Origin of the sequence: Actinoallomurus soli (assembly GCF_024055715.1) — a bacterium.
GTDB classification, from domain to species: Bacteria; Actinomycetota; Actinomycetes; order Streptosporangiales; family Streptosporangiaceae; genus Actinoallomurus; species Actinoallomurus soli.
In genome coordinates this window covers 1-13720 of record NZ_JAMXMV010000047.1, presented here as the reverse complement: position 1 = coordinate 13720, position 13720 = coordinate 1, and the positions used below count along the sequence as shown (strand labels likewise).

The window sequence follows — 13720 nt, the reverse complement described above, 5'->3', positions numbered from 1 at the left end:
CCCACCGGCCCTCGTCCTGTCCTCCGGGGGGACGCCCCCCCGGGCCCCCCGAGGTGGGGGGCTTCGCCCCCCACGCCCCCTCTTTGGGGGCTTCGCCCCCTTGCCCCCCCTGCGGGGGCTGCGCCCCCCCTGCGGGGGCTGCGCCCCCCCTGCGGGGGCTGCGCCCCCCCGCTTGGGGGCTTCGGGTCCTGCGCGCACTTCTTGCGAAGGCTTCGCGCCCTGAGCTCCCTTCTGTGGCGGCTGCACGCAGTGCGTCCCTGGGGGGCTTCGCGTCGTGGGGCTTTCTCTGCGTGAGGGTTTTGGTTTCTGCGGGTCGCTGTGGGGAGTGCGTCACTCGCTTTCGGGAGTCCGGGTGGGGGTGATGGGGGAGTGCTCGGCGGCGACCTCGGTGGCGGTGTGGATGAATGCGGCGAGGCCGCGGTCGCGGCGCTCCTCGGGCCAGACGGCCAACAGGGTCGTCTGGCGCCCCTCGACGGGGACGGCGACGAGGTCCCGGCCGAGCCGGCGGGCGACCGACTCGGGCAGCACGGCGGTGATACGTCCGAGCGCGATCAGCTCGGCCACCTGGCCGGTGTCGGTGATGACCGGTCCGCTGCCCGGCGCCTCGTCGGCCCAGCGCGGGAAGGTCTCGCCGGCCAGGTCGGCCGTTCGCACGGACGCGCGGCCGGCCAGCCGATGGGAGCGGGGCAGCACCGCCAGCTCGCGTTCGGTCAGCAGTTCCTCCGCCGCCAGCCCGGACAGATCGGCCTGCGGCGTTCGCAGCAGCGCGACGTCTGCGATCCCGTCGCGCAGCAGGTTCTTCTGATCTCCGATGCCGCAGATCAGTACGTCGACGTCGACCGCGTCCTGGTGCGCGGCGAAACGGGTCAGGATCGGTTCGAGGAGACCGGCGTCGCCGCCCGGTTTCGTCGCCACGACCAGGCGCGGCTCGTGTCCGGCCCGCCGGGTCAACCGCTCGGCCGCCGCCAGGGTGGTGAGCGCCTTACGGCCCTCGGCCAGCAGAACCCTTCCGGCGTGCGTCAGCGACACCTGGCGGCTGGTGCGCTCCAGCAGCCGCACGCCGAGCCGTCGCTCCAAACGCTGGATCGCACGGGACAGCGGCGGCTGGGCGATCCCGAGCCGGTCGGCCGCCCGGCTGAAGTTCTTCTCCTCCGCGACCGCGACGAAGTAGGCCAGCTCCCGGGAGTCCATACCCTCAGGGTATAGGTGCGCATTCCAGGTGATCTTGGCGTCGTGCGCCGGTGGCTGGTGAGCTGAGGTCATGACGGACAAGATGACGATCGCCCTGATCACCGGGGCGAACAAGGGCATCGGCCATGCCATCGCGGCCGGGCTGGCCGACCGGGGGATGACCGTGCTCGTCGGGGCCCGCGACCCCGAGCGCCGGGAGGCGGCGGTCGAACGGCTGCGCGCCGCCGGCGGCGACGTCCACGGCATCACGGTGGACGTGACCGCCGCGGGCACCATCGCCATGGCCGCCGATGAGATCGCGGCACGCTATGGCCGGCTGGACGTTCTGGTCAACAACGCCGGAATCACCGGCGACGAACGGCAGATTCCCGGTGCCGGCCCGGAGGTGCCGGCCGAGGTCCGCCGGGTGTTCGAGACCAATGTCTTCGGCGCGATCGCGGTGACCGAGGCGATGCTGCCGCTCCTCCTGCGTTCACCGGCCGGACGCGTGGTGAACGTGTCCGGGCGTGGGGGTTCGCTGACCGCGATGGCCACACCGGACGGGGAGTTCGCCGACCTGCCGGCTTTGCTGGGGTACCCGGCGAGCAAGGCCGCGCTCAACGCGGTCACGACCCAGTACGCCAAGCACCTGCGCGGAAACGGGATCCTGGTCAACGCCGTCTGCCCGGGCCACACCGCGACCGAGGGCAACGGGTTCAGCGGCGACCGCACGGTCGAGCAGGGTGCCGCGATCGCGGTGCGCATGGCGACGCTCGGGGAGGACGGTCCGACAGGCGCCTTCGTCGACGAGAACGGGCCGATCCCGTGGTGAACCAGCGCGTGCCAGGCGTCGGCGCACCGTCCCCGGCGGCGCCGGGGACGGTCGCGCGGGGCTCTCATCGCGGGGCCGGGACTCCGGCGGCGGCGAGGAGGCGTTCGGACAGGTCCCAGAGACGATCGGCGTTCACGGGGTCCAGGGCGTAGGGCAGGTAGGTTCCGGAAGGCGGGTCGTCGTCGGCCGTCCACGGCTCGGCGATGGCGCAGTCGTCCAGGAGCCTTCCGCCGACGCCGTCGAGTTCGGGTGCGACGGCGGCCCAGATGGTGGTGGCCGCGCCTTGCCCGGGTGTCTTCCAGCCGGGCGGTGTCGCGGTGTTCCACCCGCGGGCGGTCAGTTCCTCCTGCGACATGTGGCGTTGCAGGCCGGTCCGGATGGCGCCGGGCATCACCGCGTTGGCGGTGATGCCGCACTCGCCGTAGCGATGGGTCAGCGCGACTCCGAACAGCGCGTTCGCCGTCTTGGACTGGCCGTAGGCCTCCCAGGGGTCGTACGGCCGGGCCTCGTAGTCGGGATCGTCGAAGTGAACGTCGCTGCGCCGGTGGGCCCGGGACGACAGCACCACGACGCGGGCGGTCCCGGCAGCGCGCAGCGACGGCAGCAGGCCGAGCGTGAAGGCGAAGTGACCGAGGTGGTTGACGCCCCACTGGAGCTCGAACCCGTCGGCCGTACGCCGCGGCGGGGTGGCCATCACCCCGGCGTTGAGGACCAGGACGTGCAACGGCTTGCCCGTGGCCGCGTGCCCGTTCGCCCACCTCGTCACCGACGTCAGCGAGGCCAGGTCCAGGCGCCGGTGGACGATCCTGTCGTTGCCGGTCCGCTCGCGCAGTTCCTCGACCGCGAGCCTGCCCCTGGTCTCGTCCCGGCCCGCGATCACCACGCGGGCGCCGGCGGAGGCCAGCGCGCGGGCGGTCTCGTACCCGAGGCCGGACGCGCCGCCGGTGACGATGGTCTCCCTGCCGGTCAGGTCGTGGCCCGCGATCACTTCGAGTGCGGTCGATTCGCGGCCGAACTCCGGGGCGCTCATCGGATCAGCCAGGGCCGGAAGAGCCTGGTGAGGGCGGGCATCACCAGGAAGATCAGCAGTGCGACCGCGATCGGCACCATGATGAGGAAGTGCGCCCACACCGGCAGGCCGGCGGCCATGGCGGCGAGCGCGTAGCCGAGAGCGGTGATGATCGGGTAGATCGCGAGGCAGGTCAGCGTCCACATCTTCCAGCGCCTGGGCGGTGCCATGGCGCGGACGGGAGCCGCCTGGTCGGCGGAGGTGGTCACGTGTTCTCCGTGTCGTTGTCGGCCGTCGTTCGCTCCCAGCGTCGTTGGCGGGCCCGGGCCGGGGAAGATCGCGCTGGACCGGTGAGTCCCCGTGCGGGGCATCGGAATCCTGGTAGTGACAGGGTCAGCCGGCACGCTGCCGGAACGGGTGCCCGTCATGACAGACTCCGGAGGCGTGACCAGTTCCCGGCCCGGATCGGCGTTGGGCGAGTTCCTGCGGGCTCGCCGCGCGCGGGTGGAGCCCACCGACTTCGGACTGCCCGCCGGGACCGGGCGCCGGCGCAACCCGGGGCTGCGCCGGGAGGAGCTCGCGACGCTGGCCGGGATCAGCGTCGACTACTACATCCGCCTGGAGCAGGGCAAGGAGACCAACCCGGGCGCCGCCGTGCTGCGGCAACTGGCGCAGGCGCTGCGGTTGGACCATGAGGAGACCGGTCACCTGTTCGCGTTGGCCGACCGCGCGGCCGGACGCGGCGCCGGGGTGCGGACCGGTCAGGACGTACGGCCCGGCATCCGGCAGCTGCTGGAGACGTTGCGGCCGTGCCCGGCCTACGTCCGCAACCGGACCAACGACATCCTGGCCGCCAACCCGGAGGGGCTGGCACTGCTGGCCGGCATCGAGGACTGGCCGCCGGAGCGGCGTAACACCACCCGTTTCACGTTCCTGCACCCGGCGGCCCGGGCACTGTACGACGGCTGGCCCGCGGTCGCGACGGCCGCCGTCGCGCAGCTCCGTACGACGGTGGCGGCCGACCCGGAGGATCCCGCGCTGTCGGCGCTGGTCGAGGAGCTGACCCGGGCGAGCGCCGACTTCGCCGGGCTCTGGCGGCGTCATGACGTCCGTCACCATCACACCGATCGCAAGACCTTCCATCATCCCGTCGTCGGGGACGTCACCTTCGGCTACGAGAGCCTCGGGATCGGTCCGGACGGCCAGCGGCTGGCCGTGTACCAGACCGCACCGGGCAGTCCCGACCACGAGAAGATGCGGCTGCTCGCCCTCACCGTGGAGCAGGGATAGGCCGGCGGCGGACGCGCTGCCCGGAGTCACCTGGCAGAACGTAAGAAACGGGATCATCCTGGTAACAACATGACAGTTCCGCCGCTTTCGTGGCCCCCGGAGGATTGGCGACATCATCTCGGCGGTGTCGGGGGTACCGCCCGTTGCCTTTCTAAGGTGGTCGCCAGTGAGTGAGACGTCTCCGGCACCGGAAGACCGGACGACCCTGCAGCGCAACGCCGTCGGCCTTCTCGGCGCGGTCATCATGTCCGCCGCCCTGATGGGGCCCGCGGTGTCCGTCTACTTCAACCCCCAGCTCGTCGCCGGCTTCGCCGGAGCGGCCACCCCGCTGGTCATGGTGATCTCCATGGTCGGCGTACTGATCACGGCGAGCGGCATCATGCAGATGGCACGCGAACTGCCGAGCGCGGGTGCCTTCTACACCTATGTCTCCCGAGGGATCGGCGCGCGCAGCGGGTTCGTCACCGGCGGGCTGATGTTCGTGGCGTACGCCCTGCTGGTCCCGGCGGAGCTGGCGCTGATCGGCGTCTACACCCACGACCTGCTGGCGTCGTACGGCGTCCACGTGCACTGGGCGCTGATCTCCCTGGCCTTCACGGTGCTGATGCTGGTGCTCTCGCTGCGCGGCATCCGCGGCTCGCTGCGGACGGCGCTGACCCTGTTCAGCGCCGAGGTACTGGTGATCACGGTGCTGAGCGTCATCGTGCTGGCGAAGGGCGGCGCCCACGGGCTCTCGCTCGCGCCGCTCAATCCGGCGTCGTCGCCGCGGGGCCCGTCCGGGCTGGCGCTCGGCATGGTCTACGGCGTGCTGTCCTTCGTGGGCTTCGAGGCGGCCACCACGCTGGGCGAGGAGGTCCGCGAGCCCCGGCGCAACGTTCCCTGGGGCATCGCGCTGTCGACGCTGTTCGTCGGCGTGATCTACCTCTTCTGCACCTACAGCGAGATGATCGGCTTCGGGACCAGCAGCGCGGGCAGGCTGGCGGCCGACCAGGCGCCGTTCAACACCCTCGCCGCGACGTACGCGCCGTGGATGAAGCTCCTCATCGGGCTGGCCGGGATCTCGAGCATCTTCGCCGTGGTCATGAACTCCAACAACGGCATCGTCCGGATCATCTTCGCCATGGGCCGGGAGGGCATGCTGCCCCGGCGGCTCGCGCACGTCGATCCCAAGCACCGCTCGCCGAACAGGGCGATCTGGACGGTGGCCGTGTTCGCGACGCTGGTCACGTTCGTCGTCGGTTTCGCGACCGGGCCGTTCAACGCCTACGCCTACCTCGGCGCGCTGCTCACGCTGGCCATCGTGCCGGTGTACATGCTGACCAACATCGCGTGCGTGCGGTTCTTCCTGCGGGAGCGCCGGGCGCACTTCAACGTCGTACGGCACGCGGTGCTGCCGGTGCTCGGCATCCTGCTCATGCTCATCCCGATCTACGGCTCGGTCTGGCCGATCCCCAAGGCGCCGTACAACCTCTTCCCGTACCTCATCATCGCCTTCATCGTGGCCACCGCGCTGGTCGCCGTGTGGCTGGGCCGCGCCCGGCCGGACCGTCTCACCAGGGCCGGGGCCGTGCTCGCGACCGGTGACACGGACGCGCCCGAGGTCGTCGCGTCGTGAGCGACGCGGCATCTCTCACCCTGATGACGGCGCTGCGGGTCTGCGAGGCGGCGGTGGCGGAGGCGGAGAGCATCGGCGCCCTGGTCTCCGTGGCCGTCGTGGACGCGGGCGGTCACCTGGTGGCCTTCACGAGGATGGACGGCGCCGAGATCGCCGGCCCGGTCCTCGCGCCCGACAAGGCCTACACGGCGGTCGCGAATCGCATCGCGACGCACGAGCTCGCCGAGCAGGCCGCCCCCGGAGGACCGCTGTTCGGCCTGCACGCCCACGCGTCCGGACGGTTCGTGATCTTCGGCGGTGGGATCCCCTTCCGGCTCGGTGACCGCGTCGTCGGCGCGGTGGGGGTCAGCGGCGGCACGGTGCCCGAGGACGTCGCCTGCGCGCACGCCGGCGAACGGGCCTGGCGGCGGGAGATCACCGCCGGGCAACGGGACTCCTGAGGACGGGACCGTCCCCGGAGCGGTACGTGACCGCGCCGGGGACGGTCGCGCGGACGGCCCTCACCGCAGGGCCGGGACTCCGGCGGCGGGCGTCTCGCTGTCGTTACAGTGCGTCCCGTGGGATTCATGCGGGACCACCGCGCGATCCGGGAGTTCGCGGCGGCACACGGCTGGACGTTCACGACCTCGCCGGAAGACCACGAGGCCATCCTCGAGCGGCTCCGTGGCGAGCCGTTCCACCCCGAACCCCCGGAGCCGAGCCCGTACCTCGTGCTCGGCCGGCGACGGCACCGGCTCTCCCCGGTGATGCGCGGCGCCTGCGACGGCGGATCCGCCGTCGTGTTCCTGTACACGGCCGAGCAGGAGATCCTCGACGACGGGTTCGGCCGGCGCGGCCGGGAGACGTCCGCCTACTGGGGCGCCGCGCTGGTGGACCTGCCGGTTCGCGTCCCCCGCTTGCAGCTCACTCCCCGTACCGCCGTGCGTCCGTCCCGCCCCGGGATCGCGACGGCGGCCCCGCGCGTCGCCGAGCGCTTCCACGTTCACACCGACGACCCCGTCTGGGCCGCCAGGGTCACGCGCGAACTCGCCCCGATCAAGCTCGACGGCGGGGGCCGGGCGTGGCGGATCTCGGGCACGACCATCCTGACCTGGGAGCACGCCCTGACCGGGCCGCCGAGGATTCCGCTCGACCGGGTCGATGCCGCCCTCGCCGAACTGGCCCTCATCGCCGGCCGCCTCTCACCGCCGGCCCAGGGGACCAGGGCGGGTGACGGACCGCACTGAACCGCCCCGCATCGGCCGCGCGGCCGACAGCGGGTTGGTGGCCCCCTTCCCGTCCCCGACTTCGGAACGCCCGTACGTGAGGGGTGCCTCTCATCGTCCCCCGGCGGCGCACCGTAGATTTGCGGATCGCCATGGCGGGTCGCCGGACCGATGGTGGAATTCACCCGCCGTCTCGCACGTTCGTACCGACATTGACGCGTTGAGGAGGGCTCTGTGGCCGATCCGAGTGAGCTTTACACGCTGGCCGAGGACATTCCGGAGTTGAGCCGGCCGGTGCTGGTGTACCACCTTGACGGTTTCATGGACGCCGGACGTGCCGGGCAGTTGGCGACCCGCCACCTGCGGACGCTGAACGCCCGGCCCGTCGCGACGTTCGACGTGGACTCGCTCATCGACTACCGGTCGCGGCGGCCGCCGATGACCTTCGACACGGATCGCTGGGTCGCCTACGAGGAGCCCGAACTCGCCGTATACGCGTGTGAGGACGCCGTCGGCGTGCCGTTCCTCGTGATGACCGGGCCGGAGCCGGACCGGGCGTGGGAGCGTTTCGCCGCGGCGGTGATCTCGCTCAGCGAGCGGCTCGACGTCGGGTTGGCCGTCGGCCTGCACGGCATCCCCATGGCGGTGCCCCACACGCGGGAGACCGGTCTGACGCCGCACGGCAACCGGCCGGACCTGCTCGGGGAGCACCCGGCGTGGATCAACCGGGCGGAGGTGCCGGGGAGCGCCGCCGCGCTGATCGAGTACCGCATGGCGGAGGCGGGACACGACGCCATCGGGTTCGCCGCCCACGTGCCGCACTACCTCGCCCAGTCCGCGTACCCGACGGCCGCGATCGCGCTGCTGAACGGCGTCACGTCCGCCACCGGCCTGATGCTCCCGACCGCCGACCTCGACGAGGCGGCGGCAGAGGCACGTGAGCAGATCGACGGTGAGGTCGCCGCGTCGGAGGACGTCGCGGAGGCGGTCCGGAACCTCGAGGTCCAGTACGACGCGGTGGTGGAGGCCGGACGGAACAGCCTGCCGCTGGCCGGTTCGCCCGCCCGGATGCCGGACGGCGAGGAGATCGCCGCGGAGTTCGAGCGCTTCCTCGCCGAACAGAACGACCAGTAGACCCGGGCGTCCGGGGCGGCGCTCTGGCGGGGACCGCCGCCCCGGACACCCGCCCGGCGCCCTGTCCGGCGCGGCGCCCGGGGTGCGTTCCGCGCCGCCTTCCCGTTCGGGCCCGGCGTCCGGCCGTCGTACGCCCGGCTCGACCGTCAGGCGTCGCGCGCCGGGTCGGCCACGGACGGCGTGCCGCCCTCCTTGTGCGCGCGGCGCGCGTCGGCCAGGAACTCCCGCGAGAACATCGCGGACAGGACCGCCACGCCTGCGCGGTTCACCCGGACCTCGCAGTGCCGCACCCGGCCGGTCAGGCGGATCCGGCGGCCGGGGACCTCGACGGCGGCGCCCTCCGCGTCCTTGACCCGGCCCCGGCCGAGCCACTCCAGGTCCCAGTGGTCGATGACCGCGTCGTCGGGGACCAGCAGCTTGAGCATCGAGTGGTCGAGGTCGACGCGAATCTCGAGGTCGCCCTCCGGGATCCGGGGCGAGCGCAGGTCCAGGACCACGCCGCCACGGCGCGCGCGGACCTCGACGTCACGGGTGGTCGTCCAGTGGCCGAGTCGCTTGACGGTGTCGTAGTGGGCCTGGACGTGAACGGTGTCGGTGCTGGTGGCGTTCATCGCGGTCTTTCCTTCCTGGAAATCGGGCAACGACCACGATCGGCTCTCTTTGAAAGAGCTTCTCGATAAGAGAGATATTATCCGATCGTCCGGTTCTGTCAACCGCCGTACCGGTCGTGGCGACCGACGCATCCGGGCCTTCACCAGCGGAAATGCCAAATCGCCGCATGCTCGTGCATACCGTGCTCGATCGTGGGAACCATCCGACCGCCCGGAGCCCCGAGTGTTAAGGAAGCCTTGATATGCACGTCACCGGCATCATCACCGCCATCATCATCGGCCTGATCATCGGCGCGCTCGGCCGGTTGGTCGTCCCCGGCCGCCAGCACATCCCGATCTGGCTCACCGTCGTGATCGGCGTGGTCGCGGCGCTGATCGGCACTGCGATCGCGGGCGGCATCGGCGTCGCCGACACCAAGGGCGTCGACTGGATCGAACTCATCCTCCAGGTCGCTCTGGCCGCTGTCGGCGTGGCGCTGGTGTCCGGCATGTACGGACGCCGAGGGGTGCGCTGACCACCGACCTGTGAGCGCGCGGGGCCGCTCCGGTCTCAGGCCGCCGGCCCCGCGATGCGGCCGCGGAGGAGGTCGACCAGTGTCGCGTGCACGTCGGTGAGCGGACGCGCCGGCTGCAGGGTGCGCCAGTCGAGCGCCACCGTCAGCACCATCCCGAACACCGCCGAGGCCGCCATGCCGACGTCCAGGTCCGCGCGGAGGTCTCCGTTCGCGACGGCGGCGCGCAGCACGTCGGCGATCACTCCCACGGCACGCTCACGGATGAGGCGGGCGGCGTTCTGCCAGTCGCCGCCGGCCCGCCAGGTCTCGGCCAGCAGAAGCCGGGCGAACGCCTCGTACTGCCCGATGAAGGCGAGCTCCGCGCCGACCACGGCGTCGAGCGCGTCGAGTGGTGCGCGGCCGTCTGCGGCGGCGCGCAACTCCTCCGCCAGCCGGTCGACGCCGTACTCCAGCAGCTCACCGAACAGCGCGGCCTTTCCGGCGAAGTTGTAGTAGACGGTGCCCTTGGCGACCCCGGCCCGCTCGGCGATCTGGTCAACGGTGGTCGCGGAGTAGCCGTGCTCGGCGATCAACTCGACGGCCGCCTCGTACAGGCGCTGCCGCGTGCGTTCCCGTCGGGTGGGCATGGTCTCCCTACAGCTTGAGCACCGGGTGCAGGCGCTTCAGCGTCCACACGCGTTCGCGCCGCACGGTCAGCATGGTCAGTCCGAGTCCGCCGGCCAGGTAGGCCAGCAGCACCGCACAACACTCCCATACGGAGGTGAGCGGTCCGCCACTGATCAGGTGCCGGAGCGCGGTGACCACCCAGCCCATCGGAAGGATCGGGTGCAGGACCTGGAAGAACCTCGGGCTGGTCTGGATCGGGTACGTTCCCGCCGACGAGGTCAGCTGCAGCATCAGCAGCACCAGCGCGATCACCCGTCCGACCGGCCCGAACCTGCCGTACACGAACTGGACCACGGCCATGAACGAGCCGGCGGTGAGGACGAGAAGGGCGATCAGCCCGGCCCAGCGCACGGCCGTCAGCCCGAGGGCGAATTTCAGGACGAGCAGCAGGACGGCGACCTGCAAGATGCCGACGAGCACCGCCGGGAACCATCCCGCGAACGCCACCCGCCGGGCGGGGGCGGCCGCCGCGAGCGCTCGGGGGTTCAGGGGGCGCAGCACCATATAGACGAACATCGCGCCGACCCACAGGGCGAGGGGGACGAAGAACGGGGCGAAGCCGGTGCCGTAGTCGGGGGCCGGGTTCGACGTGGCCGTCGCCAGCCGTACGGGGTCGCTCATCACCCCGGAGCGCTGGTTCCGCTGGTCCTTGGTGTAGTCGGGGACCTGTCCGGTGCCCTCGTGGAGTCCCTTGGCGAGCCGGTGCGCCCCCGTCGACGCCTGGTTCAGCCCGGACTCCAGCTGCCGGGCGCCGGTGTAGAGCCTGCCGAGGCCGGAGTCCAGTCGCGCCGCTCCGGACTGCAGCGCGGCGAGTCCCTTCGACAGTCTCACCTCGCCGCTGTAGGCGGTGCCGATGCCCTGATGGAGGGTGACCAGGCCGGCGGCGACCTGGTGGGCACCGCTGTTCAGCCGGTGGACGTCGCGGCGGGCCTGCCGGACGTCGCCGGCCAGGTGCGGCGCGTCCGCGGCGAGCCGCCGGGCATCGCGCGCGAGCTGCCGGGCCTGGGCGGCGACCCGCCGCAGTTCACCGGTGTGCGCCCGTACCTGGGCGTTGACCTGCCGGGCGGTGCTCAGCACCGTCGTGGCGGCCGAGCAGGCGGGCGCCGCCTCCGGATGCGTGGCGGCCAGCGCGCAGATCGTCCTGCGGGCCGCCGTGGCCTGGCGCACGGCCTGCGCGGTCTGGTTCGGGAGCGCGTCGAGCGCGGTCGCGGCGGCGTCGGCGCCATGGGCGACGAGCAGCGCGGTGTTCCCGATGTCGTTCGGGTGCCCGTCGAGGAAGGGCAGGAGCTTGTCCGTGACCTGGTCGAACATCGTGGTGAGCCGTTGGGTCCCGGCGGCCACCTGGGCACTGCCCGACTGCAGTTCCGCCGCGCCCGAGTTCAGCTTCGCCAGCCCGGCGACCAGCTGATCCGCCCCGCTCTTCGCGGTCGCGAGCCCGCCGACGAGCCGATCGGCGCCGTCTTTCGCCGTGCCGATGCCCTGCCGCAGCCGGGCCGCGCCGTTCTCGGCCTGGTCGATGCCCTTGGCCAGCTTGTCCGCGCCCTCCGCGGCCTGCTGGAGCTTGTCGTGCAGCTGCCCGAAGGAGACGAAGATCTGGTCGAAGTAGTCGTGGACGGCGCCGGCCGCGGCCGCGGCCTTGATCTCGTTGAACGCCGCGTTGGCGATGGTGCTCGCGATGTAGCTGTTCGCGTCGTTCAGGTGGACCTGGAGGGCGGCCGGCCGCGGAGCGTCCTCCAGGTCCTGCGGCGAGGCGAGGCCCGCGCTGAAGTCGGCGGGGATCGTCAGCGACATGTAGTACCGGCCGTTCGCCACGCCGTCGGCGGCCGTACGGTCGTCGACCTGGTGCCAGTCGAAGACCTTGCGCCGCTTCAGCTCGTCGGCCAGGTCCTGCCCGGCGTGCACCGTCTTCCCGCCGGCGGTCGCCGGCCGGTCGTCCACCACCAGGGCCACCGGCAGCCGCGAGATCTTGCCGTACGGATCCCAGAACGACCACAGGTACAACCCGGCGTACAGGAGGGGCAGCATCACCAGCGCGGCGACCGCGAGGCGGGTGAGCCCGGCCCGGGCGAAGCGGCGCAGTTCCAGCCCGGACAGTGACACGGAGGGGAGCCTCACAGCGCGACCTCCACGTCGGCGAGGCCGGCCGCGGGAGCGCCGTCGACGCAGCCCGCGACGACCGTCACGCCGACCTGTTCCGTGAGCGCGCGCAGAAGGGTCCACATCTCCCGCTGGTGGTCGCCGCGCATGCCGCGGTCGACGTCGTCGAGGACGAGGAGCAGTGGCCGGTCCATCAGGGCGAGGGCGGCGCCGAGCAGGTGCCGGTCGCGGGGGCCGAGGTCGCCGACCGGTGTGTCGGGATGCACCGCCAGGCCGACGGGGGCGAGCGCGGCGGCGACCTCGTCCCGCCGTCTCGTCCTGCGGCGGGGGAGGATCCCGGCGCGCAGGTGCCGGCGCTCGAAGACGTGCTCGGCGACGGTCAGCGCGTCGTCGAGTTCGTTGACTCCCTCGGTCTCGCCGATCGCGGCGACGCGCTGGATCGCCGCCGGGGCCGACCGCCCGGAGACCGTCACGTCGCCGGAGGTGGGGCGCATCCGGCCGGCCAGGGTGAGCAGCAACGACGTCCGCCCGCTGCCGGCCTCTCCGGAGACCGCGGCGAGACAGCCCTCGGCCAGCGAGAGGTCGACGTCGCGGTACGCCCAGCCGCGGGCGCCGCGAAGTGACAGCCCCCTGGCGACGATGAGGGGAGCGGATGCCCGAACACCCTCCGGCTCCCCGGCCACGTCGGACGCCTGCGGCGACGGCGCTCCGGGTGCCCCGGGTCCTTCCGGCACGGTGGGCTCCCCGGACGCGTCGGGCGACTGCGCGGACGGCGCTCCGGGCGCGTCGGGCGCGTGCGGCGACGGTGTCGTGGGCTCGGTGGGTTGCCCTGGCGCGTGGGACGACTGTGCGGGCGGCGCTCCGGACCCGTCGGGGGACTCGGCCGCCGGCGGTCTGGTCACGTCCGGCTTCCCGGCGGGCGGCGCTCCGGGTTCGGGGCGCGCGTACGGCACCGGCTTCGGGGGTGTCGTGCCTTCAGGCTGAGCGTTCGCTGTCACGTCGTCTCGCTCGTTTTTGAACTGACTGGTCAGTTCAAAAATAGCCCGGAAGGATCGGGCCGCCGACCGTGATCGGTGGTGAGATGACTCACCCGTTGGCATTTGTGCCGCTGACCTGCCCTGAGGCCCGCGCCGCAAACCGCCGGCCTCGGGCGTCCGCGCCCGGGAGCGTACGGAATGCCCGGGATTCGTGGTCGCGGCGAGGGACGAATGCCACGGATCGCCCTGCGGGACCCGCCTTCACCGACCGTCCGGTACGCCACGGGCGCCGGACACCCGGCCCGCCGGTCAGGGCAGGGTCCGAGGCATGCCACACGGGCCGGGCGGGGCGTGGGCGCGTGTGCCCTGTTGCCGAAGGCCAGGTCATCCGGGCGGATCCGGCTGGAGTGGCCCGGCCCGCCGGCGCCCGGCCCGCGGGTCAGCCGGTGTCGGCTTCGGGCTCGTACAGGCACGGGGCGGCCGGTGAGTGCGCCGGCGGCCCGGCCCGGCGGTCAGGCGGTGCGGGGTCCGGGCTCGTACGGGCGCGGGGCGGCCGGTGAGTGCGCCGGCGGCCCGGCCCGGCGGTCAGGCGGGGCGGG

14 protein-coding genes are annotated in these 13720 nt (G+C 72.6%); 7 read left to right on the top strand and 7 right to left on the bottom strand.

Features of this window, described 5'->3' with window-relative positions; translation table 11 throughout:
- Window positions 1-330: 330 nt before the first annotated feature.
- The gene (locus tag NDW01_RS42270) at window positions 331-1191 is read right to left on the bottom strand and encodes a LysR family transcriptional regulator (RefSeq protein ID WP_252830313.1); all 861 of its coding nucleotides are present in this window, start codon (window positions 1189-1191) and stop codon (window positions 331-333) included.
- A 70-nt stretch (window positions 1192-1261) separates the two neighbouring features.
- Here NDW01_RS42270 and NDW01_RS42265 point away from each other — a divergent pair, with 70 nt between their 5' ends.
- The gene (locus NDW01_RS42265) at window positions 1262-2002 is read left to right on the top strand and encodes an SDR family oxidoreductase (RefSeq protein ID WP_252830312.1); all 741 of its coding nucleotides are present in this window, start codon (window positions 1262-1264) and stop codon (window positions 2000-2002) included.
- Between the two features lie 64 nt (window positions 2003-2066).
- Here NDW01_RS42265 and NDW01_RS42260 read toward each other — a convergent pair whose 3' ends face one another.
- Complete coding sequence (locus NDW01_RS42260) at window positions 2067-3032, bottom strand: SDR family NAD(P)-dependent oxidoreductase (protein WP_252830311.1); 966 nt, start codon at window positions 3030-3032, stop codon at window positions 2067-2069.
- On the bottom strand, window positions 3029-3280 hold the full coding sequence (locus NDW01_RS42255) for a hypothetical protein (RefSeq protein WP_252830310.1): 252 nt from the start codon (window positions 3278-3280) through the stop codon (window positions 3029-3031). Before NDW01_RS42255 ends, NDW01_RS42260 begins: the two co-directional genes overlap by 4 nt.
- Before the next feature lie 175 nt (window positions 3281-3455).
- Here NDW01_RS42255 and NDW01_RS42250 point away from each other — a divergent pair, with 175 nt between their 5' ends.
- From NDW01_RS42250 to NDW01_RS42230, 5 genes are all read left to right on the top strand, one after another.
- A complete protein-coding gene (locus tag NDW01_RS42250) occupies window positions 3456-4301 on the top strand; it encodes a helix-turn-helix domain-containing protein (protein ID WP_252830309.1) in 846 nt (281 codons plus the stop codon).
- Window positions 4302-4467: 166 nt separating this feature from the next.
- The gene (locus NDW01_RS42245; RefSeq protein WP_252830308.1) at window positions 4468-5916 is read left to right on the top strand and encodes an APC family permease; all 1449 of its coding nucleotides are present in this window, start codon (window positions 4468-4470) and stop codon (window positions 5914-5916) included.
- Window positions 5913-6356, top strand: coding sequence for a GlcG/HbpS family heme-binding protein (locus tag NDW01_RS42240; protein WP_252830307.1), 444 nt, complete (start codon window positions 5913-5915; stop codon window positions 6354-6356). The genes NDW01_RS42245 and NDW01_RS42240 overlap by 4 nt, the downstream gene beginning before the upstream one ends.
- 117 nt (window positions 6357-6473) lie before the next feature.
- Complete coding sequence (locus NDW01_RS42235) at window positions 6474-7142, top strand: hypothetical protein (protein ID WP_252830306.1); 669 nt, start codon at window positions 6474-6476, stop codon at window positions 7140-7142.
- Between the two features lie 213 nt (window positions 7143-7355).
- A complete protein-coding gene (locus NDW01_RS42230) occupies window positions 7356-8255 on the top strand; it encodes a proteasome assembly chaperone family protein (RefSeq protein ID WP_252830305.1) in 900 nt (299 codons plus the stop codon).
- A 146-nt stretch (window positions 8256-8401) separates the two neighbouring features.
- On the opposite strand, the gene NDW01_RS42225 is transcribed toward NDW01_RS42230, so the two are convergent.
- Window positions 8402-8866, bottom strand: a complete 465-nt coding sequence (locus tag NDW01_RS42225; protein WP_252830304.1) for a hypothetical protein — start codon at window positions 8864-8866, stop codon at window positions 8402-8404.
- A 242-nt stretch (window positions 8867-9108) separates the two neighbouring features.
- Between NDW01_RS42225 and NDW01_RS42220 the strand changes: the two genes are divergently transcribed.
- Window positions 9109-9381: a GlsB/YeaQ/YmgE family stress response membrane protein gene (locus NDW01_RS42220; RefSeq protein ID WP_252830303.1), complete on the top strand. Its 273-nt coding sequence runs from the start codon at window positions 9109-9111 to the stop codon at window positions 9379-9381.
- A 35-nt stretch (window positions 9382-9416) separates the two neighbouring features.
- Here the strand turns inward: NDW01_RS42220 and NDW01_RS42215 are convergent, their stop codons facing one another.
- From NDW01_RS42215 to NDW01_RS42205, 3 genes are read right to left on the bottom strand one after another with little or no spacing between them, the layout of a single operon-like run.
- Window positions 9417-10007: a TetR/AcrR family transcriptional regulator gene (locus NDW01_RS42215; RefSeq protein WP_252830302.1), complete on the bottom strand. Its 591-nt coding sequence runs from the start codon at window positions 10005-10007 to the stop codon at window positions 9417-9419.
- Between the two features lie 7 nt (window positions 10008-10014).
- Window positions 10015-12147: a YhgE/Pip domain-containing protein gene (locus tag NDW01_RS42210; protein ID WP_252830301.1), complete on the bottom strand. Its 2133-nt coding sequence runs from the start codon at window positions 12145-12147 to the stop codon at window positions 10015-10017.
- 11 nt (window positions 12148-12158) lie between these two features.
- Window positions 12159-13046: an ABC transporter ATP-binding protein gene (locus NDW01_RS42205; RefSeq protein WP_252830300.1), complete on the bottom strand. Its 888-nt coding sequence runs from the start codon at window positions 13044-13046 to the stop codon at window positions 12159-12161.
- Window positions 13047-13720 lie beyond the last annotated feature (674 nt).

What these genes read in the sequence shown, in the direction of transcription:
- NDW01_RS42270 (WP_252830313.1), bottom strand. Translation starts at nt 1,191, where the DNA reads ATGGACTCCCGGGAGCTGGCCTACTTCGTCGCGGTCGCGGAGGAGAAG.
- NDW01_RS42265 (WP_252830312.1), top strand. Translation starts at nt 1,262, where the DNA reads ATGACGGACAAGATGACGATCGCCCTGATCACCGGGGCGAACAAGGGC.
- NDW01_RS42260 (WP_252830311.1), bottom strand. Translation starts at nt 3,032, where the DNA reads ATGAGCGCCCCGGAGTTCGGCCGCGAATCGACCGCACTCGAAGTGATC.
- NDW01_RS42225 (WP_252830304.1), bottom strand. Translation starts at nt 8,866, where the DNA reads ATGAACGCCACCAGCACCGACACCGTTCACGTCCAGGCCCACTACGAC.
- NDW01_RS42220 (WP_252830303.1), top strand. Translation starts at nt 9,109, where the DNA reads ATGCACGTCACCGGCATCATCACCGCCATCATCATCGGCCTGATCATC.
- NDW01_RS42215 (WP_252830302.1), bottom strand. Translation starts at nt 10,007, where the DNA reads ATGCCCACCCGACGGGAACGCACGCGGCAGCGCCTGTACGAGGCGGCC.